Source organism: Serratia marcescens, assembly GCF_006715005.1.
GTDB lineage: Bacteria > Pseudomonadota > Gammaproteobacteria > Enterobacterales > Enterobacteriaceae > Serratia > Serratia montpellierensis.
In genome coordinates, this window is the sequence record NZ_VFMJ01000001.1 from 4,480,848 (window position 1) to 4,505,383 (window position 24,536).

Consider the following 24,536-nt stretch of genomic DNA (forward strand, 5'->3'; position numbering starts at 1 on the left):
TCCTAGTTTTGCGCTTGCGCCGGTGAAACTGTGGGCAAGATCACACTCAAACAGGCGCCCCGTTCAGCGGTGAACCGCAGGCTGCCGCCGAGGGCGCTGATGCGCTCCTGCATGCCCCGCAGGCCGTACCCCGGCTGATGGTTGTCCGCATCGAAGCCCACGCCGTTGTCGCGGATGGTCAGGGCGATCAGTGGCGCGGCGCCTTTGCGCGGCTGCAGGCGCGCGTCCAGCTCCAGGCGGCTGGCGCCGGCGTGCCGGCACACATTGGTCACCCCTTCCTGACACACCCGGTACAGCGTGATCTTCAGCGTTTCATCCAGCAGCTCGTCCGGCACCTGCCATTGCAGGCTGCTCACCAGCGACGCGTCCTGCGGCAGCGACTCTCGCAGCATCGCCGCCACCGCCGCCGACAGCGGCAGGTTGTTCAGCGCCGCCGGCCACAGTTGGGTCAGCACGTCGTGCACCCCGTCGTAGACCCGCAGCGCCAACGCATCGATGGTGTCGGCGCAGCCGATCACCGCCGGCTCCGGCGCCAGGCGTTTGACGATGCTGGCCTGGGTACGAATCACGGTGATGGTTTGCCCCACCTCATCGTGCAGCTCGCGCGCCACCTCGCGCCGGGTTTGCTCCTCCGCCGTCACCAGCGCCCGCGCCAGTTGCCGGTTCTCCGCCAGCCGCAGCCGCAGCTGCTGATTCAGCTCGCGCTGGCGCTGAATGCCGGCGCCCAGCAGCAGCCCGGTCAGGCTTTGGGCCAGCAGCGACAGCAGCAGATCGCGGTGCGACTCCGGCTGCGGCGGCTCGTTGACCATCAGCGCCACGCCGTTGAGCAGCGTCGCCAACAGCGCGCCCTGCCAGCCGTAGCGATAAGACATGAACACGATAGGAATGGCCAGGCAGAAAGGCGCGAAACGCCGCAGCTCGGCGGCGTTCACCTGCTGCTGCAGCCAGATGCTGAATGCAAACAGCAGCAGATAGCTGGCCAGGTGGCCCAGACGCAGCTCCACCGGCTTGTGGATTAGCCCCGGCTCCAGCGGCACCCAGATTTGGCGCGCCAGATAGTGCCACAACAGCAGGCAGGTCGGCGCGATGGTGAAACCGCCGGTCAGGCCGAGCAGCAGCGCACGGGCGCCTTCGCCGCTCACCAGCTGCCACACCAACGCCTGCAGCAAGGCGGCGGCCACCACCACCGCGCCCTGCAACAGCGGCCAACGCCATTCGCTGTCGCTCTGTTGATGGCGCAACAGCCACGGCGAGGCCAGCAGGCTGAGCAACACCGTCAACACCAGCACCGCCACCGACGCCCACAGCGCCGGGCCGTAACCGAACTGGTCCGCCAGCAGCGCCATCAGCAACAGATCGGCCAGCAGGATCCCCGGCCAGAAACGGTACGGGCTCTGCAGCAAAATGCCCATGCGCAGGCCGAACGGGAACAGCAGCAGCGCCTGCCAGGGCGGGTCGATCAGCGCGGTGCCGATGCCCCACAGGCAAAACGCGCTGGCGGCGTAGATGAAAAACAGCGCCAGCTGGGTGATCAGGCGCTGCGTCACAGGTTCAGCATCCGTCTGGCCAGTTCGACGTTGTTGGTGATGCCCAGCTTGGCGAACAGGTTGGCGCGATGCACATGCACCGTCTTCGGCGACAGCCCCAGTGCGGCGGCGATCTCGCGCACTTCCTGGCCCTGCGCCAGCAGCAGCGCGATCTCACGCTCGCGGCGGGTCAGCGGATCGACCCTCACCCGCGCCAGCTGCTGGGCGATTTCCGGCATCAAATAGACACCGCCGCCGGCGACGGTGCGCACCGCGGTGATCAGATCTTCCGGCTTGCAGCGCTTGGAGAGGAAGCCGCTGGCGCCGCGATCCAGCGCCATTTCCACCAGCGCCGGGTTATCGTGCATCGACAGCATCACCACGCGAATGCCGGAAGGAATGTCTGCCAGCAGATCCAGCCCGCTGCCGTCCGGCATCGAAATGTCGCAAATGCAGATTTCCGCCTCCAGCCCCGGTAGGCCGGCGCGCGCCTGCGCCGCGCTGCTGAACTCGCCCACCACCTGAATATCGGCCTCCAGCGACAGCAGCTGCACAAAGCCCGAGCGCACAATGTCATGATCGTCGATAAACGCCACGCGCAGGGTCATGGAAATCTCCGGTTAGAAGGGGAAGTGCGCAAGTATACCGTATGCACACACCGGAATAATTGATGAAGAGAATGTATTGGCGGAAATTACCGGGTGCGCAAGGCACCCGGCGGGCGGGATTACAGGCGGGCAGGCGCCGTTTTATTCTGCGGGAGATGGCACCAGTTGTTTTTATCCACGATGCCGCCGTTCGGCGAGGTGTAGCCGAGGCAGCCGAGGATGGTGTCAAACAGCTCGACGTGGCGATGCGTTTTGCCGATGCGCTGCTGCGCCTGCAGTTGCTCAAAGGCGCTGAGGTGCTGCGGGTTCTCGAGGAACTTGTCCGACGCCCATACGATCATCGGCACGCGGAACTGCTCCGGCGGCGCCATTTCGCGCGGCGTGCCGTGCAAGTGCGTATTCTCGCCGATCGATTCGCCGTGATCGGCGGCATAGAACACGATGGCCTTCTTGTCGCGCACCTGGTCGATCACATTACTGATAAAGCTGTCGGTGTACAGCACCGTATTGTCGAACGCGTTGATCAGCTGCGCCTTGGTGCAAGAGTCGTCCACCCCCATGCACTCCGGCTGATAGCGCGCATAGCTGCGCGGATAACGCTGCGAGTACAGGTAGTGCGAGCCTTTGGTATGCAGGATCACCAGGTGTTTGCCCTTCGGATAACGCGCCAGCGACTCCTTCATCTCGTTCACCAGCAGCATATCGTCGACCGCCTTGCCGTCGTTGCGCTTCTCGGACGCGATCATCTCGCGGAACGAATAGTTGTTCACCTCGGTGTTGTTGTAGAACCACACCTCGCTCTGCATGGCGAACAGCTCGGAAGAGAAGCCCAGATCCTTCAGCACCGCGAACACGTTCTGCTCTTTCAGCGTGCGCTGCGGATTATCCTCGGTGCCGCCTTCGCGCACAAACATGCAGCGCAGCGACAGCTTGGTGGCGGTGTCGCACGACTCACCGCGAAACGCCACCAGGTTCTTCTCTTTCGACAGCCGCGGCGTGGTATCGCGCTCATAGCCCAGCATGCCCATGTGATCCCAGCGCGTGGTCTCGCCGATGATGAACACCACGTAGGTATCGTCGATATCCGCCGGCGGTACATAGGTGAAGTGTTTGCCCGGATCGAACATCGTGCTCTGGTCCTGGCTTTCGTCATAGCGGGTATAGGCAAACAGCCCCAGCGCCGACAGCCAGTTGGACGGCAGATACGAGTGCGCTACCACGCCGCCGTAGCTCGGCAGATCGACGTTGGCGAGCTTCTCCTGCACGCTCTGCTCGTCGTCCAACATGCGCAGCGGCAGCCAGACCAGCGCCACCACCGCCAGCAACACCAGCAGCGGCTTGATGCGATGACCGGGGGTTTTCAGCTGTTCAATCAGGGTGTAGCGCAGGCTGTTTTTCCAGATCAGCAGCAGCGGCAAGGCGCTGAGCGCCACCATCCACAGCACGAAGTGCAGGCCGACCACCTCTTTCGACAGATCGATATCGGTAGTCATCACCGACACCACGATGCCGTAGCCGATCACCACGTTAAAAAACGTCATGTAGTAGCTGGCAGCCACCGAAATCAACACCAGCAGCGAGGCGACGATGCGATAAAACAGCCGGCCGCCGAGCGATACCAGCCGCATGATGAAGAATGTGAACAGGACGATAGCGATGACTTCCGTCACCGCCGAAATCAGCTTAATTCCCTGAATGCCATGCGCCAACGAATCAAAACGGCGATAGAAAACGGACAGGTTTAGAAAGATGCCGATATAGATCGCTAACAATAACGATAAATTCTGCTGTGATAGCGATTTAACTTTGTTCATGTAACGCGGTGGCTCCGGGGACGGTGTAGCGGTTCTGACTCAGTCAGACACTGATTGCGGCTTCTGGTTCAGCCAACCGGCAATAAGCGTTATTTTGCGGGTAATAATCAAGAGAATTCTCACAAAAAGGACAAAATTTACCGTTTTTTTGAGCGATTTTCAGGCAGGGCACACAAGAAAATGGAGGGACAAACCCTCCATTTTTTCCAGATATCGGCAAAAATCTTACTTAACGTTCAGAGTCACATCGATATTTCCACGGGTGGCGTTGGAGTATGGGCACACCACGTGCGCCTTTTTCACCAGATCTTCCGCCACGCTGCGCTCGATGCCCGGCAGCGAGATATCCAGCTGCACTTCGATGCCGAAGCCGTTGGGAATCTCACCGATGCCGACGGTGCCGTCGATCTTGGCTTCGGCCGGGATTTTGACCTTTTCCTTCGCCGCGACAAACTTCAACGCGCCGAGGAAACAGGCGGAGTAACCGGCGGCGAACAGCTGCTCGGGGTTGGTGACTTCGCCGCCGGCGCCGCCCATCTCTTTCGGCACGCCCAGTTTCACGTCCAACACGCCGTCGGAGGAGGTCGCACGGCCGTCGCGGCCGCCGGTTGCGGTGGCGTGAGCGCGGTAAACCACTTTCTCAATAGACATCGTTCATTCCTTCTTGCTGGTTGGCGAGATGACTACGGCTTCCACGAGGTAAAGCCGGTCACATATTTATCTTTTGCGATTAAATCGCGCACTACTTATATTTAACACTTATTAACCAGTGTAGACCACCCGCGCCGTTCTTGCGTCCGGCGGCGGCGGGTCAAATCTGATCGATCAGGCTGCCGCGCAGCTTTTCCAGCTGCTGTTTGAGCGAGACGATCTCGTCCAGGCTGCAGTCGGTGGCGCACATCACCGCCTCGGGCACCGATTGAGCCCGCTCGCGCAGCGCGCGGCCGGCTTCGGTCAGGGCGATGATCACCTGCCGCTCGTCGGTGGTGGCGCGATAGCGCACCAGCAAACCGGCGGTTTCCAGCCGCTTCAGCAGCGGCGTCAGCGTGGCGGAATCGAGGAACAGCCGCTCGCCGATATCCGATACCGTCACCCGATCGCGCTCCCACAGCACCATCATCACCAGGTATTGCGGGTAGGTGAGTTCGAGCTGACTCAACAGTTTGCGGTAGACTTTGTGCAACGCCAGATTGGCGGAGTACAGCGCGAAACAGAGCTGCTGATCGAGCTGCAGCAGGTTCTTCGCCTTGGGTTGTTCGGTCTCGGTGCTTTTCATGTGTATGAATATAGATAGTGCACGATGTAATCGCAAGCTATTTCTTGTGAGGTATGCTACCTTTTTTATGCAGAGGATGCTCGGAGGGAAAGGAAATGACGAATACGCTTGTAGAACGCGCGCGCCGCTACGCCACCAAGGCGCATGCGGCCATCGATCAGCGCCGCAAATACACCGACGATCCGTACATCGTCCACCCGCAGGCGGTGATGGAGCTGGTGCGCAGCGTGCCGCACACCGAAGAGATGCTGGCGGCCGCCTGGCTGCATGATACGGTGGAAGACACGCCCACCACCCTCGGCGATATCGACAGCCATTTCGGGCCGAAGGTGGCGGAGCTGGTGCGGATGTTGACCAACGTCAGCCACGCCGAGGACGGCAACCGCTTCGAACGTAAAAACCGCGATCGGCGCCACAGCGCCGGCGCGTCGCCGCAGGCCAAAACCATCAAGCTGGCGGATCTGATCGACAACACCCGCTCGCTGCTGGACTACGACAGCCACTTCGCCCAGACCTACCTGATCGAGAAACAGCGCCTGTTGGAGGTACTGACCGAAGGCGACCCGACGCTGTGGCGCCAGGCCAGCCATATCGTTGAACAGGGGCTGCTCAGGTTGCAGCAGCCACCGCACAACGTTCCGGCCAGCTGGTTCGAACACGCCCGCCGGCGCTACCGCGAGAGCGACGCGGCCTGATCAGAAGGTCACCACCGTTTTCAACGCCGTCACCCAGGCGTCCTGCGTCTCACTGACGCCCGCCGGGTGATGCCAATACTGCAGGCCCGGCTGCAGCTGTAGCCACGGCGTGACGTTAACGCGGTAATACAGCTCCGCCGTCACCGAGTGGCCCGGTACCGGCCGGTAGTTCGGATCGTGATAATCGCTGATGCCGCTCATCTGGTTGAGATACCGCTGATTGTCTTTGTAGCGGTCGCTCAGTTTCACCACCGAGACACCGAGCCCCAGCCAGTCGTCCGGCCGCGCATCGAACAGCCCGCGATAGCGAATGCCGGTCGAGGTAGACCAGTGCAGGTAGTTGCTGCGCTGATCCCCCAGGCCCAGGCTGTAGAACACGCTCAGGCCGCGGTTGACGTCATCCGCATGGCGCGTCACCTGCTGGTTAAAACCGGTATACAGGAACCAGGTGCGATCGTGGTTGCGATAACCCTGCGGATCGCTGGCGCCCGGCCCGCCGGACACCCCTTCATAAAGATCGCTCTGGCGCGCGTTGGTGAACAGCACACCCAGGTTATACACCCCCGGCAGCTGGTTGACGGCGTGGGTTTTCAGCTCCAGCTCCATCGGCAACAGGAAGCCTTTGCTGCCCTTGGTGGACCAACTCCAGGCGTGGCTGCGGCTGGGGGCGCTCGGGTTCTGCTCCATCACCCCGCCCTTGAGCGTCAGGCCATCGGTCAGCTTGTACTGTAGCGTGGTGCCCCAGTAATGCACGTTCCAGTTATACCAGGTCAACGAGTTGGCAGACTTGCCGCCGCACAGCGTCAGCGTCTGAAAATCGCAGGGGATAATCTGATCGAAATCCTGCACCTTGTTCATCATGCCGATGCGCCACTTCAGCCGCTGTTCGAGGAAGGAACGGCTGAAGGTCAGCCAGCCCAGGCGGGTAATCGACTGCCCGCCAAAGCTCTCCTGCGACAGATCGGTCAGGCCGACGCGCGAGTCCTGCAAGCGATCGCGGGTCAGGTTATTGTCATGGTTGCGGTTGACGATATTGCCTTCGATCGCCGCGTCCGGAATGCCGGTCAGCGCCTGCAGATCCTGACTGAAGGTCAGCGAGAATTGGTCGATGTACGACGCCTGTTTATCGTGGTTGTAACCGCCGCCGGCGTTATACGACAGCTGGCTGAGGTAGCCGAGATTATAGTGGAAGCCGTGATCCTCCAGGATCGGCCTGATCCCCAGCATATCCCCCAACAGCCCGGGCTGCGGCGGCTCAAAGCCGAGCGCCACCCCTTCCCATTTGGCGGTGGGGGCTTCGACGTCCTTGCCGGTTTGCAGCGTTTCCGCCTGCGCCTGGCTGCACCACAGCGCCAGCGCCGCCAGAGTCATGGAACGAGGTAATAAGCTTTTCATCATTATTATATTTCTCCGCATAACGGCTGACTGCGGGCAACAGCATTCCCTGGGAGAGAATTTCCCATCATGAACAGCAGCGAATAACGTTAGGTTAACGCCCGGCGCTTGCCGCCGGGCTTAGAGATTAGCGCCGGTCTTTCAGGCTGGCGCCGTTGCTGTGGATCACATCGCGATACCAGTAGAAACTTTTCTTGCGGCGGCGCTCGAGGCTGCCGTTGCCGGCATCGTCTCTGTCGACGTGAATGAAGCCGTAGCGCTTCGACATTTCGGCCTTCGAGGCGCTGACCAAATCGATCGGCCCCCAGCTGGTGTAGCCCATCACCTCGACGCCGTCGTCGATGGCTTCCGCCACCTGCACCAGATGGTCATTGAGGTAGTTGATGCGGTAGTCGTCGTTGATACTGCCGTCCGCCTCGACGCGGTCTTTGGCGCCCAGCCCGTTCTCAACGATGAACAGCGGCTTCTGATAGCGGTCATACAGCACGTTGAGCAGGTAGCGCAGCCCGATCGGATCGATTTGCCACCCCCACTCCGAGCTGGCCAGGTGCGGGTTCGGCACCATATCGAGAATGTTGCCGCGCGCCGTCTCGAACTGCTCCGGGTCGGCGGTGACGCAGCCGCTCATGTAGTAGCTGAACGAGATGAAATCGATGGTTTCGCGCAGCGTTTGCCGATCTTCCTCGGTGATCGCCACCTGGACGCCGTTTTCACGGAAAAAGCGCTGCATATAGGCCGGATAATAGCCGCGCGCCTGCACATCGCCGAAGAACAGCCAGTCGCGGTTTTGCCGCTGGGTTTCCAGCAGATCTTCCGGCTTGCAGCTCAGCGGATACAGAATGCCGCCCAGCAACATGTTGCCGATTTTGCCCTCCGGCACGATCTCGTGGCAGGCCTTCACCGCTCTGGCGCTGGCCACCAGCTGATGGTGGATCGCCTGATAGACGGCGCTCTTGTCGCTTTCCTGCGGCAGGCCGACGCCAGTGAAGGGCGCATGCAGCGACATGTTGATCTCATTGAAGGTCAGCCAATGTTTGACCTTGTGCTTATAGCGTTCGAACACGGTGCGCGCATAGCGCTCGAAGAAATCGATGGTGCGCCGATCGCCCCAGCCGCCGTAGTGCTTCACCAGGCCGTAAGGCATCTCATAGTGCGACAGCGTGATCAGCGGCTGAATGCCGTACTTCGCCATCTCGTCGAATAGCCGATCGTAAAACGCCAGCCCGGCTTCGTTCGGCGTCTCTTCGTCGCCCTGTGGAAAAATGCGCGTCCAGGCGATCGAGGTGCGCAGGCACTTGAAGCCCATTTCGGCGAACAGCGCGATGTCCTCCGGATAACGATGATAGAAATCGATCGCCACGTCCTTGATGCCGCTGTCGCCCGCCATGCGCGGCGTAATGGCGCCGAAGATGCCCTGCGGCTGCAGATCGGAGGTCGACAGCCCCTTGCCGTCGGCCTGATACGCGCCTTCTACCTGGTTCGCCGCTACCGCGCCGCCCCACAGAAAATGTTGCGGAAACTTGCCGTTCATCGCTTGCTCCTCAATTAACGTAATAAAGTCAGCAGCGGCGCCTGTTCCTGCACCGGAGACAGGCCGCTGGTCAACACGTCCACGTAGTCATCGCTGTTGCTGATGATGATCGGCGTGGTGGTGTCATAGCCGGCGGCATGGATCGCCGCCTGGTCGAACTCGATCAGCAGATCGCCCGGGGCGACCCGCTCGCCTTCCCGCACGTGGGCGGTGAAATGCGCCCCGTCCAGCTTCACGGTATCGATGCCGACGTGGATGAGAATCTCCGCACCGTCGTCCGATTCAATACCGATGGCGTGTTTGGTCTTGAACAGCGACGCCACGCTGCCGCTGACCGGCGCCACCACGCGCCCCTGCTGCGGCGCAATCGCCACCCCTTTCCCCAGCAGGCCGCTGGCGAAGGTCGCGTCGTTCACCTGATCCAGCGGCACGATATCGCCGGCGATCGGGCTGAGGATGGCCTGTTTGCGGTTAAGCGGCGCGGCGGCTTCAGGCTGCACCGTCTCTTCCGCCGGTGCGACGCCGAACAGATAGCTGGCCAGCGCGGCGAACACGAACGACAGCAGGGTGCCGCCGATCGCGCCCCATACCGTGGCGTCGATGCCGCCGCCGGGGATAATCTGCGCGAAGGTGAATACGCTCACCAGGCCGAACGAGTAGACCGAGGTATGGAAGTAGCCGATCACCGCACCGCCCAGCGCGCCGCCGATGCAGCCGAAGATGAACGGGCGTTTGTTCGGCAGCGTAACGCCGTACACCGCCGGTTCGGTGATGCCGAAAATCCCGGCGCCGATGGCCGAAGCGGACAGCGCCCGCAGCTTGGCATCGCGAGTGCGCAGCATCACGCCCAGCGTGGCGCCGACCTGCCCCATCACCGCCGGCAGCAGCAGCGGCACCATGGTGTCGCGCCCCAGCACGCTCAGGTTATTGATCATCAACGGCACCAATCCCCAATGCAGGCCGAAGATCACGCACACCTGCCACATCGCCCCCATAAAGGCGCCGGCGATGATCGGGTTAAAGGCGTAAATGCTCTGATAGCCGTTGGCCAGCAGGTGGCTGAGCCAGGTCGCCGCCGGGCCGATCAGCAGGAAGGTCAACGGCACGGTGATCGCCAGGCACAGCAGCGGCGTGATGAAATTGCGCAGCGCGCTGTGGATCACCCGGTTAAACAGCGGCTCCAGGCGGCAGGATACCCAGGCCGCGAAGATGATCGGGATCACCGACGAACTGTAGTTGATAAAGGTCAGCGGAATGCCGAAGAAATATTCGCGCACCGCCCCCGGCTGCTGCGCCGCTTCGAACGCCGCCATCATCAGCGGATGCGTCAACGCGCCGCCGATCGCCATGGTGACGAAGGGGTTGCCGCCGAATTTTTTCCCGGCGGTGTAGCCGAGCATGATCGGGAAGAAGTAGAACAGCGAGTCGCTGGCGGCGAACAGCATTTTGAAGGTGCCGCCGCTCTCCAGCAGCCAGCCGCAGGCCAGGCTCAGCGCCAGGAAGCCTTTCAGGATCCCCGAAGCGGCCATCACCCCGAGCAGCGGGGTAAAAATGCCGGACACCAGATCGATAAAGCGGCTGAGCAAGCTGTCTTTTTTACCGCCCGCGTCGTCGCTCGGCGCGCCCTCGGCCAATCCGCCGACCCGGTTGACCGCGTCGAACACCTCCGCCACGTGGTTGCCCACCACCACCTGGAACTGGCCGCCGCTCTCCACCACCATGATGACGCCGGGGTTTTTCTTCAGCGCTGCCGCGTTGGCGCGAGTGTCGTCACGCAGCTTGAAACGCAGGCGGGTGGCGCAGTGCACCAGGCTTTTCACATTGTCGCGGCCACCGACGCCGGCCAAAATCTCACTGGCTAATGTGTCATATTTCATACGGTTATCCTTAGACTTCGCGTTCTGCCGCTCCCCTCCCCGCACTGGCCTGGCGCTGAGGCGGAATTCGGCGCAAAAAAAAACCTAAACCTCGCGGCCTCTGCCCTATCGGGGAACAGAAACGCGAGGTTTAGGTTTTGCCTGCCGCAGCAGTAACAACCCTAAATCGGTTGAGCTATGACGTTAACACCGCGGATTTTACCGGGGCAAGCCTTTGCATCGGCAAATTGCCGAACTGTGATCGCGGGGGCAAAACGGCCTCAATGCGCGAAATAATGCATGCCACCATCTACCGGGATCACCGCGCCGGTGATATATCGCGCGAGCGGGGAACAAAGAAACGCCGCCAGATAGGCCATATCTTCCGGTTCGCCGAAGTAGCCAATCGGGATATGTTGCGCAATGAACGCCTGGCGTGCTTCATCGCAAGCGTATAAGCGCTCGCGGATCTGTTCACTGTTGATGCGCCCCGGCTGTAGCGTATTGACGGTAATCCCCTGTGCAGCCACGTCGCCGGCCAATCCTTTGGCCCACAGATGCAGCGCGCCCTTGGCGGCGCTGGCGGCGCTCAGGCTGCGCGGCTCCATCGAGCCGCTGATGTTGATCACCCGGCCCCAGCCTTGCGCCTGCATGGCCGGCAGCAGCGCCTGGGTCAACCGCCGGGCCGGTGTGAAATTCAAAGCAAAGGCGTCATCCCAGCTGCGATCGCTGTCGTTCAGCGTTGTGGGGTGAAACGCGCCGACCGCGTTGATCAGGATATCGACTGTCCCCACCTGACGCAGCGCCTGCGCCGCCAACTGGGCTATCGCCTCAGGGTCGGTCACGTCTGCAACGGCTACCCACGGGCGCACCACCCCTTGCCGTTCCACCTCATCCGCCAGCGCCTGCAGCCGCTCACCGCGTCGTGCGGTAGCCACCACCGTGACCCCTTGAGCGGCCAATACTCTGACCATGCCGGCACCGATCCCTTCACTGGCGCCCGTGACCAATGCCGTGCGTTGCTGCAGTTGCAAATTCATAAGAAATACTAATTGAATAATTCAATTTAAAAGGAAACGTTCACACATTGAATCACACCGTTATTCGTGTGAATATTCCCTAAAATCTCATCATCAATGTGCAGGAATTCACCGATGTTTGACTGGCAGGATTTAAAACACTTCATGGCGCTGGCGCGTACCGGTTCGTTGTCGGCGGCAGCGCGGGAGCTGGGTTGCGATCACGCCACCGTCGGGCGACGCGTAGCGGCGCTGGAACAGGCGCTCGGCCTGCGTTTGATCGTGCGTTTGCCGCGCAGCACGCCCTTGACCCAGGACGGGCAGGCGATTGCCGGGCTGGCGGCGGAGATCGAGGAGCAAAGTCAGGCTATCGCCCGCCATGCGCGCAGCGCCGGCGCAACGCCACAGGCCGGCGTGCGCATCAGTGCGCCGCCGTCGATCGCCGCGCATATTCTCGCGCCGCGCATTGCCGCATTTAACCAGGCTTTTCCACAGATCGTCGTCACGCTGTCGGGTGAATCGGCGCTCGCCGAGCTGGATCGCGGTGAAGCCGACATCGCCGTGCGCATGGTACGCCCACAGCAACCGGAGCTGTTGACGCAGCGCATCGGCATGATGCGCTACGCGCTGTATGCCGCACCGGAGCACGCCGCACTGCCCGACGCGGCGCGCCGCTTTCTCGCCTATGACCATCACTATCGGCAGCAGCCGCATCAGCAATGGCTGCAACAGCTGTTGCAGGGCCGTCCGGTGGTCTTTCAGGCCAGCGATCTGTTTTCACTGCAGCAAGCGGCGCGTTCGGGGCTGGGTGCTGCCGTTTTGCCGACGTTCGTCGCCGATGGCGATCCGGATCTGGTCGCGTTGCCCACGGCCAACGCCGCGCCAACGCGCGAGCTTTGGCTGGTGACGTATCCCGATTTAGCGCGCACCGCTGCCGTGCGCGCGGTGATGAATTTCCTGGTCGAAACGCTCGGCAAAACATGCCCATTGCCGGCATAAAGCATCAGAATGATTAATATAAACACTGGACAAAAGTCACGCGGGGGATTATTACTGGTCAACGCTTAATCGAGAGTAGGGATGGCAGTCACCATGGTGTTGCGTACTGATGTAGGACGGATTTTGATCACCGGCGCCGGCGGCCGGGTAGCCACGGCGTTTCGTCAGGCGATGGGCGACCGCTACGCGCTGCGTCTGGCGGAACGCGACATCAGCCTGCTGCGCGATCTGCAGCCCGGCGACGAAGTCATCAGCTTCAACATCGCCGATCTCGACGCCTGCCGCGCGGCTTGCGCCAATATCGACACCGTGCTGCACCTGGCGGCCGACCCCTCCCCCGACGCCGACTTCTGCAGCTCGTTGATGGACAACAACATTCTCGGCACCTTCAATATCTTCCGCGCGGCGAAAGACGCCGGCTGCCGCCGGGTGGTGTTCGCCAGCAGCGCGCAGGCGGTGGAAGGCTATCCGCTCGATTACCAAATCCGCCCGGACGACGCGCCGAAACCGAAAAACCTGTACGGCGCCAGCAAAGCCTTCGGCGAAGGCATCGCCGCCTATTTCGCCCATCAGGAAGGGCTTTCCGCCCTGTCGGTGCGCATCGCCAACTTCACCACCCTGAGCCGGGGCGAACAGCTTAGCGCCCGCGACATGAGCGCTTTTCTCAGCCATCGCGACGCCGCCGATCTGTTGGAGCGTTGCATTCGTGTCGAAGGGGTGCAATATGCGGTGGTGCACGGGGTTTCCAACAACCGCTACAAACGTTTATCGCTGGAAGAGACCCGTCGCCTGCTGGGTTACACCCCGCAGGACGATGCGTTCAGCCTGCTCGGCTTTGAATAGCCTGAGCGGAAAGGGAAACAACGCCGGGAGGAACCCGGCGTTGGGGCAGCATTACGGTTTTTCGGCGATCTTGCGCAGGTATTCGTTATTTTTAAACGCGATGATGATCATCTCGAACGCCACACGCACGAACACGCCGCCGACGATGATGCCGAACAGGCCGCGGAAGAACTCGCCGTAGAACATCATGCCGATGCCGCTGATCAACACACCCAACAGCGCCAGCCAATAAACGGCGGTGATGATTTTTGGCGTGAGCATCGCGTCGAAGAAGAAGATATTTCTCATGTGGATCTTTCCTTAGGCAGGTCTTTCATTATCCCAGAGGGGCCGTGCAAGCGGCCACCATGCATATACATGGGTAATGATAGCGGCTAAGCCCCTATTACAGTACATAAATAGAGACGATCCTTCGCCCGAATACTTACGCTAAAAATCTGCACGGCGGAGAGTTCCGCCGTGCAGGTACAACTTAGTTGCTGGCGTAGGCCACTTTTTCGGCCTGACGGTGGGTGAACAGCACCAGCAGCAACGCCAATCCGGCAATAATTGCGCCCATCACCGGCACGAAGCTGTATCCCAGCCCGGCGGAGACCACCGCACCACCGGCGGCGGCGCCCAGCGCATTGCCCAGGTTAAAGGCACCGATGTTGACCGAGGACGACAGGCCCGGTGCTTCGCTGGCGACGCGCATCACGCGCATCTGCAGTGGCGGCACCACGGCAAAGGTCGCCGCCCCCCAAATCACCATGCTGACTGCCGCGCCGATTTCACTGCGCGCCAGGAACGGGATCACCAGCATAATAACCACCAACAGCAGCAAGAAGCCCTTCAGCGTCGCGCTCTCGGAACGGTCGGCGAATTTGCCGCCCAGGTAGTTGCCGATGGAGAAACCGACGCCGATCAACACCAGCATGGACGTCACGAACAGCGGCGTCGCATCGGTGATGTGCTGCAATACCGGCGAGATATAGGTATAGAGCGTGAACATCGCGCCCGCGCCCAGCACGGTCGTCAGCAAGGCGGACAGCACCTGCGGGCGTACCAATACCGACAGTTCGCGTTTCACATCCGGGCGCGCGCCGGCGCTGCCTTTCGGCAACGAGAACCACAGCCCCAACATGGCGATCACCCCCAACCCTGCGGTGGCCAGGAACGACATGCGCCAGCCGATGGTTTCACCCAGCCAGGTCGCAGCAGGCACCCCGCCGATATTGGCGATGGTCAACCCCATAAACATGGTCGCCACGGCGCTGGCCTGTTTCTCCTTCGGCACCACGCTGGCGGCCACCACGGAACCGAGACCAAAGAAAGCGCCGTGGTTCAGGCTGGTGATGATGCGCGACAGCATCAGGGTGGTGTAGTCAGGCGCAATGGCCGACAGCACGTTACCCAGGGTAAAGATCGCCATCAGGAAGATCAGCGCGCTTCTGCGCGCCCGGTGCGAGAGCAGCAGCGTCATCAGCGGTGCACCGACCATCACGCCAACGGCGTAGGCGCTGATCAACATGCCGGCCATCGGGATGGAGACATCCACCCCTTTGGCGATCGTCGGCAGCAACCCCATCGGGGAAAACTCGGTCGTGCCGATGCCGAACGCCCCCACCGCCAGGGCTAATAAGGGAAAGTTAATTTTCATTCAACAACTCCGGTTAACCGCTGCCGAAGCGCGGGAAAGTTAAGATGCCAAAAGTATGACATTGATCACACCAAAGATAAGCAGGCAGGAGGCTAAAAGACTTTTGCGATTTTGTTAAAAATCGTGGGGAAAAACAGCAGCCGACTCTATCTCAGCAATGCGCCGACAAGCAATAGCCGCCGTCGCCCGAGCGCACATCGGGTTCATTCTCACCACCTGTGCAAGCCGCCATACCGACCCATCGGCGGCTGCCGCAACTATTGAACACAGAGCAAAAGTGTTTTGTTATTGTGCGCGTTTTTAGAATTAAACGACGAAATATAATGGCCTCAGTAAAACATCAACGCCCGACGACCTAATTCACATAGAGGGAAGCGCCATGCTTTTTGACTCGTATTCTTTAAACGGTTTATCGCTGAACAATCGCATCGTCATGCCGCCAATGACCCGCTCTCGGGCCGGTGCCGGCGACGTCGCCACCGACATGATGGCTGAATATTATGCGCAGCGCGCCAGCGCCGGGCTGATCGTCAGCGAAGGTACGCAGATCAGCCAGCAGGGCCAGGGTTATGCCTGGACGCCCGGCATTTACTCCCCGGAACACATCGCCGGTTGGAAAAAAGTGACCGACGCCGTACATCAGGCCGGCGGCAAGATCTTCGCGCAGCTTTGGCACGTCGGCCGCGTGTCACACACTATTTTACAGCCTGACCACGCCGCGCCGGTCTCCTCCTCCGCCATCCAGGCCGACGGGGTCAAAGTGTTCGTGGATGTCGAAGGTCGCGGGCCGGAACATGGCGTGGGTGAAATGGTGCAACACTCCGCACCGCGCGCCTTAACGCGGGAAGAAATCCCGGCGATCGTTAACGACTACGCCCAGGCGGCACGCAACGCCATCGCCGCCGGTTTCGACGGCGTAGAGCTGCACGGTGCGAATGGCTATCTGATCAATCAGTTTATCGACTCGCGGGAAAACCAGCGTGACGACGAATACGGCGGTTCACTGCAAAATCGCCTGCGTTTCCTGCGGGAAGTCGCGCAGGCAGTCGCGGACGCCATCGGCAAAGAGAAACTGGGCGTGCGCCTGGCGCCGCTGACCACCCTGATGGGCTCGCAGGACGATACCCCGGAAGCCACCTATCTGGCGGCGGCCAGCGTGCTGAACGATATCGGCGCCGCTTATATTCACATCGCCGAAGCGGATTGGGATGATGCCCCGGTGATGCCGGCGGCGTTCAAAGAGTCGCTGCGCCTGATTTTCCGCGGCACGCTGATTTACTCGGGCAAATACACGCCTGAACGCGCTGAAGAAGCGCTGGCCAAAGGTTGGGCAGACTTGATCGGCTTCGGCCGCCCGTTCATCGCCAACCCGGATCTGCCTCACCGCCTGCAGCACGGGCTGGCGCTGAATGCGCCAATCAAAGAGAAATTCTTCGGCGGCAGCCAGGAAGGCTACACCGATTACCCGACGATCGGGTAACGATCGCCGACAACGCCGGCTCAAGCCGGCGTTATTTTTTCTGTGCTTCGATCCAGTCGAGAAATCGCATCATTCTGTCGTTAAAATCCGCGTCATTCGCCTCTCCCACCGCGTGCGCTAACCAATAGTCCATTTCATCTCGCTGCTCTGCATAAAGCGCCGACAGCTGTTCGGCATAGTCGGTTAACGTTATTGGCCAGAACGGGCTTCCCTCGGCGCGCAGCATATTGGTGGCTCGGATCAGTTTTCTGGCCGCTTCGCGCTTTAAGCGCCTCTCCTCCGATACCGTCCTTGCCTGCAGCAGTTGCTCCCGATAACGCGCCAATACGCGGTGCAAATCGGCATTGACCGCCAGCGCGATGCGCCGATCGGGCCGAAACAGCGAAAAAGCGGCGGACACGTCTTCGCCCCACAGGCAGCGGTAGTGATGCTTCAGCCAAAATCCCCAGGAATCGTGATGCTCCGGCGCCAACGCCTCCTCGACGCTGCCGATGTCAACGTCGACCTTGCTCACGATCCGCTGCTCCAGCTGAAAGGCTTGCCGCCACGCCTCAAGGCGCTGTAACGCCTCACTATCGGCCGGCTTGATGAGCAACAGCGTGATGTCCAGATCGGACACGCCGGGAAGGGCTTCGCCGCGCGCGACGCTGCCGTAGAGATAAATGCTGTGGATAAGCGCCGGAAATTGACGCGGCAGCCCCGCCGTCAGCGCTTCCAGCAGCGGGATAAAAGCCCGCTGCAGCGGAAATGCCGTCACCGTGGGAATCAACGCCACCTCATGCCCTCCCGTTGCGCACTTTGCCCGCGCGCATTTCGATGTTCCGCTGCAGTTCGCACAGCCCGCCGGCCAGGAAGCAGGCTTCCGCCAGCACGAACAGCGGGCCGATGATCAGGCCCGTCACGTCGTCCATAAACGCCGGTTTTCGTCCCTCCCAGAAATGCCCGACAAACTGAAACAGCCAGCCGATGACGAAGCCGCCGATGCCGACGCTCAGCCACGCCGCCGTCGACAGCGACGCCACCCAGGCGCCGACCCCGAGGCACAGCAGCAGCAACGCCAGCATCATGGCGCCAAGGCGCAGATTTAGCCGCAGGTAATAGAGGGCCGACACGATCACCACCGCGCAGGCCGGCGAGAACGGCAGCCACCCCGCGCCCCATGCCGGCCGGGAGAGCAGTGCCAGCAGGCTGACGACGATCAGGGGGATGCCGATAAAGTGCGTGACGATATTGCGCGCATCGCGGTGATAGGCGGCATAAGCGGCAAGTTGATCTTCCAGACTTCGCATGTTGACCTCCGGTATGTGTGGCCTTCGTCGCCGAACGCGCGCCGCCGTATGCGGCTGCCCTTCTCCATAGCTTAGCGCGGGATCACCAATACCGGTTGACCAATCTCATCCAGCAGGCCGCGCGTGACCGAGGCGTTCAGCCAGCGCTCCAACGAAGACAGGTGGCGGTGCGAGATGATCAACAGATCGCAGTTGAACAGCGCCATCTGCTCCGGGATCACCTCGATGGGTGCCCCGGCGGCCAGCAGGCCCTGGGCGTTGAAGCCCATCTGTTTCAACGCCCGCGTCACCTGCCCGACCTGCTTTTCCGCCAGCGCCTCTTCCCGTAGCGCGGCGGGATACTCCTCGCGCTCCTCGCTGTCGAAACGCAGGCCGCTGCGGCTGAGCGTGAAGGCATTGTCCACCACCGTCAGCACGATCACGCCGCCGATGCTGCCTTGCAGACGCGCCATAAACTCCAGGGCGTTGCCGCTGTGTTCAAAGCAGTCCACCGCCAATAACACTCTCTCAATCATAACCATCCTCATTCGACCGAGTTAAATCGCGCCCTTGAAATTGGCTTCGCCCTTTTTCCAATAACCTTTGGCAAACAAAGCGGCGCGGGAGATGCCCATTTCGTTGATAAAACGCGCCTTCAGATACGCGGCAATCTGATGTTCGCAAGCCAGCCACACCTGCCCTTCCCCGGCCGGCAGTTCGCAGTGGCTGACGGCCTGCACCAGCGGGCTGTTCATCACGCTGTCGAAATGCCGGGTGCGTATTTGCCAGCTGTTCACCTGCAAAAAGGAGCAATCGATGTCCTGGATCTCCTGCGCATCGCCCACTTCGGCGAACCACAGCACCGGCAACGGATCGGAGAGCGAGGCGAGAATGGTGCGCATGGCGGGCAACGCGGTCTCATCGCCCAGCAACAAAAGCCAGCGGGTTTGCGGCAGCAGCCGAAAGCCGCCGGAGCAAGGGCCGGCGAACCCCAGCTTGTCGCCCGGCATCGCGTCGCGCGCCCAGTTCGACGCCGGGCCTTCGCCGTGCAGCACCATGTCGATATCGAAGGTGCGGGCGAGTTTATCGATGCCGCTCAGGGTGTAAGCCCGCCCGGCCAGGGTGTCGCGCCACGGAAAGAACACCTTGACCCAGCTGGCCGGCTCCTGAGCGCGCGGATCGGCGATAAACTTATCCACATCGTCGCCGCTCAACGTGATGCGGCGGATCCGGGCGGTGACTTGCCGCACGGCGCTCACCCGAGCCTCCCGTTTGCGGCGGGTGTCCCTTTCCAGCATCTCGTCGACCATCTTATTCAACGTGTTGTGCATCAGCCTTCTCCTGTGGCGCCACAGACGGGTAGGTGTGTTCCCAGCCGCCGCCCAGCGCTCGATAGATATTCACCACGGCGATCGCCGTCTCCTCCTCTGAAACAATTTGCGCGGACTGCAGATCCAGTAGCGCGCGCTGCGTGCTCAGAACGTGGATAAAATCGCTGGCGCCGTTCAGATAGCTGTCGCGCGCCAGCGCAAACGCGTGTCGGTTGGCGGCCAGCGCCTCGGTCAGGTGCGTCTGGCGGCGCTGCTGGGCGCGATAGCCGGAAAGCGCGTCGTCAATCTCGTGCCAGGCGCGCAGCACCGTTTGCTGGTAGGCGATGGCCATTTCCTGCTGCCGGTATTCGCTCAGGCGCACCCGTTGGGTGATTTTCCCCCCGTCGAACAGCGGCAAATACAGGGCGGGGCCGATGGCGAAGGTATGCGTGGACCAACTGCCCATATCCGCCAGCGCCAACGCCTGATAGCCCGCATTGCCGGTCAGCGTGATGCGCGGATAGTAGTCGGCGGTGGCGACGCCGATCTCGGCGGTCGCCTGATGCAAACGCTCCGCCGCTTCGCGAATATCCGGCCTGCGCAGCGCCAGATCCGACGGCACCCCCATCGGCACCGCGCGCGCCAGCGTCGGCAGCGGCCCCGGCGGCGACAGCATCGCCTTCAGCGCGCCTGGCCGCTCACCCAGCAACAGGCCGATGGCGTTAATCAGCCGTTCTTGCCGGTCGGCCAACGTCGGCAGCAGGGCATCCACCTGCGCCAACTGCACCTGCGCCTGATCGATATCCAGTTCGTTGCCCGCGCCGCTTTGATAACGGCTTTGCGTCAGCTGCAGCGTGCGCAGCGCGGTGGCACGGTTTTCCTGCGCCACCGCCAGCTGCTGCTGCGTGGCGCGCAGGCGCAGATAGTTGCTCGCCACCTCCGCCGTCACCGACGTCAGCAGCGCGCGCCGATTCTCCTGCGAAGCGGCGAAGCCGGCGCGCGCGCTTTCCGACGCGCGGCGCAGCTTGCCCCACATGTCCAACTCCCAGGCGGCGCTGAAGCCGCCGCGCCAGAGGTTGTAATCCGCCTCTCCGCCGTTGCCGGACGGATCCATGCTGCCCACCGAGGTAGCGCGCTGGCGCTGATAGGCGCCATCCAGGCTCAGATCCGGCATCAGCGCCGCCTCCGTCACCCCCAGCAGGGCGTGGCTCTGCTGCAGGCGCGCCGTGGCGAGCTGCAGATCCAGGTTACCGGCCGCCACGCGCTGCACCAGCTGCGACAGCGGCGCATCGTTGAATATCGACCACCAGGCCACCGGCAATTCCCCGCTGCCGGCCTGCTGACCCCAGCTCTCGGGCAATGTGTTCTGTGGCTGAGCATAATCCGGCTCCACCGCCCGGCAGCCGCTCAGCGCAATCAGCAAGAGCGGTATCACGGCTCTGTTCATTACAGCCCCCCCTCCAGCGTATTGATGCTGACGTCCGCAGACATGCCGACGCGCAGCGCGCTCAGCAAAGCGGCGTGCTCCTTGTTGATATCAAACACAATCTTCACCGGGATGCGCTGGACGATCTTGGTGAAGTTACCGGTGGCGTTTTCCGGCGCCACGGCCGAGAAACTGACGCCGGAAGCTGGCGCGATGCTGTCCACCTGCCCTTTCAGCGTTTGACCGGGAAAGGTATCGATATGGATGTCTACCGACTGCCCGTGCGCAATGTTTTCCAACTGGGTTTCCTGGTAGTTGGCGATGATGTACAGCTTGTCCTGCGGCACGATGGCCAGCAGCGCATCGCCCGGTTTGACGAACTCCCCGACCCGCAGGCTTTTCTTGCCGACCACGCCGCCGATCGGCGCGGTGATGCGGGTATAAGACAGGTTCAGTTCGGCCATCGCTTTCTTCGCCTGCGCCAACATCAGTTCGGCATCGCTGTCCGCCAGCTTGGCCTGCAGCACCTGCTCCATATTTTTCGCCGCTTTGAGCGTCGCCTCCGCCTGCGCCACATTGGCGGAAAGCGTGTGCACGCGCGTCGTCGCCTGCTGCGCCGCCTGCTGCGAGCCCGCACCGCTGCTGGCCATTCGCTGGTAGCGGTTCTGCTCCTGGCGCGCAAACGCCAGCTCCGCCTGCGCCGCCTGCCGCTCCGCCTGCGCGGCGGCGATCAGCGCACTCTGCCGGGTGAGGTTAGCCCTGGCGTCGTCCTGCCGGGCGCGGGCCGATTGTTCCTGCGCCGTCGCCTGCGCCAGAGCAACGTTGAATTCACGCGGGTCGATCACCGCCAGCAACTCCCCCTGCTTGACCCACTGGTTGTCCTTGACCAACACCTGTGCAATTTCACCGGCGATCTGCGGAGAAATACGCGAAATATCGGCGCGAATATAGGCATCGTTGGTGTGCTGCTGTGTATCTTTAATAAAGAATTTATTGATTAATAATCCCAGCGTAATGGCGGTGACCGCCAATACGGCAATGGCGACTTTCTTATTAGCCATAAAAGTGACTCCATATAATAGGTATTTCTGATGATGAAATGTCAGGCGGCGACCGATCGCGGCGGATAAATACGGGTCGGCATAAATAAAATCAGCGCGGTCAGTAATAACGCCAGGCCGGCAACCAACAGATAAAGATCGGCGCTGGCCAGCACGTGGCTCTGCCGGGCGGCGAGCTGCGCCAGCTGTTCCGCACCGCCCGATGCGCTACTGTAGGCCGAGCCGAAACCGTCGGCGATCGTGCCGGCGTGATAATCCCCGCGCTGGCGGCTGAGCAGCGCGATGGCGCCGCCGGCTGCGGTGGCCGCGAAGCCTTTCACTGCGTTGAACCAGGCCGCCGCAAACGGCCCGTCGGTCGGCAACAGCCCACCGGTCGCCTGCATCAGCAACGGGATGATCGCCATCGGTTGAGCGACCGCCTGCAACAGCGCGATGACGCGAAACGTGTCGCCGTTCCATTCCGGCGTCAGTTGAGCCGCCAGCACGCAGGCGGTGGCCATCAACAGCAGGCTGATCGCCAGCACCCAGCGGCAATCCACCCGCGGCGTATTGCAAATTATGGCGACGATCGGCAGCGTAATTAATTGCGGCAACGCAACCCACAGCATTAAGTCGGAGGTTTGTTCCTGACGATAACCTTGAATCGCGGCTAAATATCCCGACGTGATATTAACCAGCGACACCATAATTAACAGCACGCCACCCAGCGTAATTAAGGAGAAAGACAAATTCCTTTTGCTTAATAGCTGTAATTTAAAAAAGGGCAGCGGGTGGTACCATTCGTTAATCAGAAATAACGCCAATAATCCGCCGCCGCCCAATAATAAAACGTAGATCAGCGGCGAATTCAGCCAGTCGAGCCGCTCCCCCTGTGAAATGCCCACCGTCAGCATGCCGAGCGCCATGCCGCCGAGCAGTAGGCCGCGCCAGTTGAACTGCCGCAGGCGCTCCAGCCGCAGCGGATCCTGTGGCAGACCGTAGCCGATGCACAAGGCGGCGATCGCCATCAGCGGCAGGTTCCAGTAGAAATACCCGCTCCAGCCCCAGTGGAAGGCGAAGGCGGCGGCGGTGGCACCCAGCGTGGCGCTCCAGGCCGAGACCCAGCCGTAGGCGCCCAGCCCCAGCACCTTGATCAGCGGCGGCATAAAACGCAGCACCACCGTCATCAGCATCGGCGGCAACGCGCCGCCGGCGAAGCCCTGCAGGCTGCGCACCGCCAACAGCGTGCCATACTGTTCTCCCAGCCAGGGCGTCAGCAGCCCGCCGGCCAGATAAATGCCACACATCGTCAACGCCACCCGGCGCAGCGAAAAAGTCGGCCAAAAACAGGGCGTGAACCCGGAACCGATCACAAAACCGGTGACGTAACAGGTAGTCAGCCAGCTGCCGGCATCGAAGCTCAGCAGCATGCCGCCCTGTATGTCCGCCAGCGCGAACTTGCTGGCGTTTTCCCCCACGCCGCTGGCCATCACCGCCAAAAACACGCCGAACAGCCCCAGCCAGGTGCGGCCGTTGATTTCACCGGCGCTGGCGAGCCATCGATTTTTGTGGTGCGGCGTAACAGACACCTCAACCATTCCCCACTCCTGCTGTTTCAGCCTCAATCTTTGTTGTCGTGGGCAGTATCCGGACTTATTTCGATTGTTTAAAATGAAATCATGTAATTAACTAGTTGCACAAAACGCAATCCACTACGCACACCACGACCGGAGAGGCCATGCCGCAAAAAATTGATTTCAATCTGATCTATGCGCTGAATCTGCTGCTGGAAGAAGGGAGCGTGAGCGGCGCTGCCGAAAAGATGAACCTGAGCGCGCCGGCGATGAGCCGCATTCTGGGGCGCATCCGCCGGCAGTTCGACGATCCGATCATGGTCAGGGCCGGCAAGCATCTGGTGCCGACGCCGCGCGCGCTGGAATTGAAACGCCAGCTCGGCGAGATCATCGAACAGGCCGCCGCGCTGATCGCACCGAATGATGCGTTCGAACCCGGCAGGCTGACCAGAACCTTCACCATTCGCGCCAACGACATCTTTATCGGCGCGCTGGCAGGCGGATTGCTGGAGACGCTGCGGGAATCGGCGCCGCTGAGCGGCCTGAAATTCATCGCCGAAAGCGACGGCGAGGATGACGCGCTGCGCAGCGGCAAAGTGGATCTGGTGATCGGTTCCTCACGCGATTGGCACCCGGAAATCAAGACGCAGAGCCTGTTCACCAGCACCTTTCAGGCGCTGGTGCGGCCGGGGCACCCGATCATCGGCCGGGTAACACCCGAAACCCTGACCCATTACCCGCATATCAGCGTCTCCCGCCGCGGGCGTACGCAGGGGCCGATCGACGATGCGCTGCGCGATCTCGGCCTGCAGCGCAACGTCGCTCTGACCCTGCCGGGCTTCCATTCAGCGATGATGTTGACCATGAAATCGGACTTTATCCTGCCGCTGCCGCGCCACGTGCTGCAGGGGGTGAGCAACATCCACCTGCCATTGGCGGAGATCGAGCTGCCGCTCGAGCTGGAGTCGGTGTTTATCGTGCAGGCCTGGCATCCGCGCCTCGATCGCGATCCGGCGCACCGCTGGCTGCGGCAGACCATCAAGCAGTTCTTTTTGCAGCGGGAGTGAGGGGGTTAGGTGTTGGGGAGAGAAGATGCTCGCGGCAGAACCCAAATACGCCTGCCAGATAAGCCGGTAATATGGCATTTTGCCGAAGCCCTGCGCATACTCAGACGTCTTGGGTAAACCGCGCAACGCGGGCAATGGCATCGGTATTCCATTTCGCCAAGCACGAAAAC

General features: G+C 61.6%; 23 protein-coding genes. 5 read left to right on the top strand and 18 right to left on the bottom strand.

The annotated features are described in order from the left end of the window. Nucleotides 1-2 precede the first annotated feature (2 nt). The 5 genes from uhpB to FHU12_RS21760 all read right to left on the bottom strand — a co-directional run bounded on the left by uhpB (nucleotide 3) and on the right by FHU12_RS21760 (nucleotide 5,224). Nucleotides 3-1,547 carry a signal transduction histidine-protein kinase/phosphatase UhpB gene (gene uhpB / locus FHU12_RS21740; RefSeq protein ID WP_141971737.1) on the bottom strand — a complete coding sequence of 515 codons (1,545 nt, stop codon included), beginning with the start codon at nucleotides 1,545-1,547 and terminating at the stop codon, nucleotides 3-5. After that, entirely contained in the window at nucleotides 1,544-2,134 is a 591-nt protein-coding gene (gene uhpA, locus FHU12_RS21745; protein WP_141971739.1) for a response regulator transcription factor UhpA, read from the bottom strand. The genes uhpB and uhpA overlap by 4 nt, the downstream gene beginning before the upstream one ends. Nucleotides 2,135-2,253: 119 nt before the next feature. Further along, on the bottom strand, nucleotides 2,254-3,948 hold the full coding sequence (gene eptB / locus FHU12_RS21750) for a kdo(2)-lipid A phosphoethanolamine 7''-transferase (protein ID WP_141971741.1): 1,695 nt from the start codon (nucleotides 3,946-3,948) through the stop codon (nucleotides 2,254-2,256). A 225-nt stretch (nucleotides 3,949-4,173) separates the two neighbouring features. Further along, a complete protein-coding gene (locus FHU12_RS21755) occupies nucleotides 4,174-4,599 on the bottom strand; it encodes an organic hydroperoxide resistance protein (protein WP_004934114.1) in 426 nt (141 codons plus the stop codon). Nucleotides 4,600-4,759: 160 nt separating this feature from the next. Further along, the gene (locus FHU12_RS21760) at nucleotides 4,760-5,224 is read right to left on the bottom strand and encodes a MarR family winged helix-turn-helix transcriptional regulator (protein WP_049202597.1); all 465 of its coding nucleotides are present in this window, start codon (nucleotides 5,222-5,224) and stop codon (nucleotides 4,760-4,762) included. 95 nt (nucleotides 5,225-5,319) lie between these two features. Between FHU12_RS21760 and FHU12_RS21765 the strand changes: the two genes are divergently transcribed. Next, nucleotides 5,320-5,919 (top strand): HD domain-containing protein, encoded by a 600-nt coding sequence (locus tag FHU12_RS21765; protein ID WP_025304829.1) that lies wholly within the window; start codon nucleotides 5,320-5,322, stop codon nucleotides 5,917-5,919. On the opposite strand, the gene FHU12_RS21770 is transcribed toward FHU12_RS21765, so the two are convergent. The 4 genes from FHU12_RS21770 to FHU12_RS21785 all read right to left on the bottom strand — a co-directional run bounded on the left by FHU12_RS21770 (nucleotide 5,920) and on the right by FHU12_RS21785 (nucleotide 11,741). After that, nucleotides 5,920-7,290 carry a carbohydrate porin gene (locus FHU12_RS21770; RefSeq protein ID WP_376698869.1) on the bottom strand — a complete coding sequence of 457 codons (1,371 nt, stop codon included), beginning with the start codon at nucleotides 7,288-7,290 and terminating at the stop codon, nucleotides 5,920-5,922. Between the two features lie 151 nt (nucleotides 7,291-7,441). Beyond that, nucleotides 7,442-8,845 carry a glycoside hydrolase family 1 protein gene (locus tag FHU12_RS21775; RefSeq protein WP_141971743.1) on the bottom strand — a complete coding sequence of 468 codons (1,404 nt, stop codon included), beginning with the start codon at nucleotides 8,843-8,845 and terminating at the stop codon, nucleotides 7,442-7,444. 14 nt (nucleotides 8,846-8,859) lie between these two features. After that, nucleotides 8,860-10,722 carry a PTS beta-glucoside transporter subunit IIABC gene (bglF, locus tag FHU12_RS21780; protein ID WP_141971745.1) on the bottom strand — a complete coding sequence of 621 codons (1,863 nt, stop codon included), beginning with the start codon at nucleotides 10,720-10,722 and terminating at the stop codon, nucleotides 8,860-8,862. Between the two features lie 260 nt (nucleotides 10,723-10,982). Beyond that, the gene (locus FHU12_RS21785) at nucleotides 10,983-11,741 is read right to left on the bottom strand and encodes an SDR family NAD(P)-dependent oxidoreductase (RefSeq protein WP_141971748.1); all 759 of its coding nucleotides are present in this window, start codon (nucleotides 11,739-11,741) and stop codon (nucleotides 10,983-10,985) included. A gap of 114 nt (nucleotides 11,742-11,855) precedes the next feature. Here FHU12_RS21785 and FHU12_RS21790 point away from each other — a divergent pair, with 114 nt between their 5' ends. Both FHU12_RS21790 and FHU12_RS21795 read left to right on the top strand, forming a co-directional pair. Next, nucleotides 11,856-12,719 carry a LysR family transcriptional regulator gene (locus FHU12_RS21790; RefSeq protein ID WP_141971750.1) on the top strand — a complete coding sequence of 288 codons (864 nt, stop codon included), beginning with the start codon at nucleotides 11,856-11,858 and terminating at the stop codon, nucleotides 12,717-12,719. A 93-nt stretch (nucleotides 12,720-12,812) separates the two neighbouring features. Beyond that, nucleotides 12,813-13,562 (top strand): NAD-dependent epimerase/dehydratase family protein, encoded by a 750-nt coding sequence (locus FHU12_RS21795; protein WP_141973057.1) that lies wholly within the window; start codon nucleotides 12,813-12,815, stop codon nucleotides 13,560-13,562. 51 nt (nucleotides 13,563-13,613) lie between these two features. Here FHU12_RS21795 and FHU12_RS21800 read toward each other — a convergent pair whose 3' ends face one another. Beyond that, on the bottom strand, nucleotides 13,614-13,850 hold the full coding sequence (locus FHU12_RS21800; RefSeq protein ID WP_019452598.1) for a DUF4282 domain-containing protein: 237 nt from the start codon (nucleotides 13,848-13,850) through the stop codon (nucleotides 13,614-13,616). Nucleotides 13,851-14,034: 184 nt separating this feature from the next. Beyond that, nucleotides 14,035-15,201: an MFS transporter gene (locus FHU12_RS21805; RefSeq protein WP_025304822.1), complete on the bottom strand. Its 1,167-nt coding sequence runs from the start codon at nucleotides 15,199-15,201 to the stop codon at nucleotides 14,035-14,037. A gap of 379 nt (nucleotides 15,202-15,580) precedes the next feature. Between FHU12_RS21805 and FHU12_RS21810 the strand changes: the two genes are divergently transcribed. Further along, complete coding sequence (locus FHU12_RS21810) at nucleotides 15,581-16,681, top strand: alkene reductase (RefSeq protein ID WP_141971752.1); 1,101 nt, start codon at nucleotides 15,581-15,583, stop codon at nucleotides 16,679-16,681. Nucleotides 16,682-16,712: 31 nt separating this feature from the next. Here FHU12_RS21810 and FHU12_RS21815 read toward each other — a convergent pair whose 3' ends face one another. From FHU12_RS21815 to FHU12_RS21845, 7 genes are all read right to left on the bottom strand, one after another. Further along, nucleotides 16,713-17,456, bottom strand: coding sequence for a nucleotidyltransferase family protein (locus FHU12_RS21815; RefSeq protein WP_141971754.1), 744 nt, complete (start codon nucleotides 17,454-17,456; stop codon nucleotides 16,713-16,715). A 1-nt stretch (nucleotide 17,457) separates the two neighbouring features. Further along, nucleotides 17,458-17,970 (bottom strand): Mpo1 family 2-hydroxy fatty acid dioxygenase, encoded by a 513-nt coding sequence (locus FHU12_RS21820; RefSeq protein WP_141971756.1) that lies wholly within the window; start codon nucleotides 17,968-17,970, stop codon nucleotides 17,458-17,460. Nucleotides 17,971-18,041: 71 nt separating this feature from the next. Continuing rightward, nucleotides 18,042-18,485, bottom strand: coding sequence for a universal stress protein (locus FHU12_RS21825; protein WP_141971758.1), 444 nt, complete (start codon nucleotides 18,483-18,485; stop codon nucleotides 18,042-18,044). A gap of 21 nt (nucleotides 18,486-18,506) precedes the next feature. Continuing rightward, nucleotides 18,507-19,280, bottom strand: a complete 774-nt coding sequence (locus tag FHU12_RS21830; protein ID WP_141971760.1) for a siderophore-interacting protein — start codon at nucleotides 19,278-19,280, stop codon at nucleotides 18,507-18,509. Then, nucleotides 19,261-20,706, bottom strand: a complete 1,446-nt coding sequence (locus FHU12_RS21835) for an efflux transporter outer membrane subunit (protein ID WP_141971762.1) — start codon at nucleotides 20,704-20,706, stop codon at nucleotides 19,261-19,263. The genes FHU12_RS21830 and FHU12_RS21835 overlap by 20 nt, the downstream gene beginning before the upstream one ends. Beyond that, the gene (locus FHU12_RS21840; protein WP_141971764.1) at nucleotides 20,706-21,746 is read right to left on the bottom strand and encodes an HlyD family secretion protein; all 1,041 of its coding nucleotides are present in this window, start codon (nucleotides 21,744-21,746) and stop codon (nucleotides 20,706-20,708) included. The genes FHU12_RS21835 and FHU12_RS21840 overlap by 1 nt, the downstream gene beginning before the upstream one ends. 41 nt (nucleotides 21,747-21,787) lie before the next feature. After that, on the bottom strand, nucleotides 21,788-23,323 hold the full coding sequence (locus tag FHU12_RS21845) for an MFS transporter (RefSeq protein ID WP_141971766.1): 1,536 nt from the start codon (nucleotides 23,321-23,323) through the stop codon (nucleotides 21,788-21,790). 140 nt (nucleotides 23,324-23,463) lie between these two features. Here FHU12_RS21845 and FHU12_RS21850 point away from each other — a divergent pair, with 140 nt between their 5' ends. Continuing rightward, nucleotides 23,464-24,366, top strand: a complete 903-nt coding sequence (locus FHU12_RS21850) for a LysR family transcriptional regulator (RefSeq protein ID WP_063918233.1) — start codon at nucleotides 23,464-23,466, stop codon at nucleotides 24,364-24,366. Nucleotides 24,367-24,536: the final 170 nt, after the last annotated feature.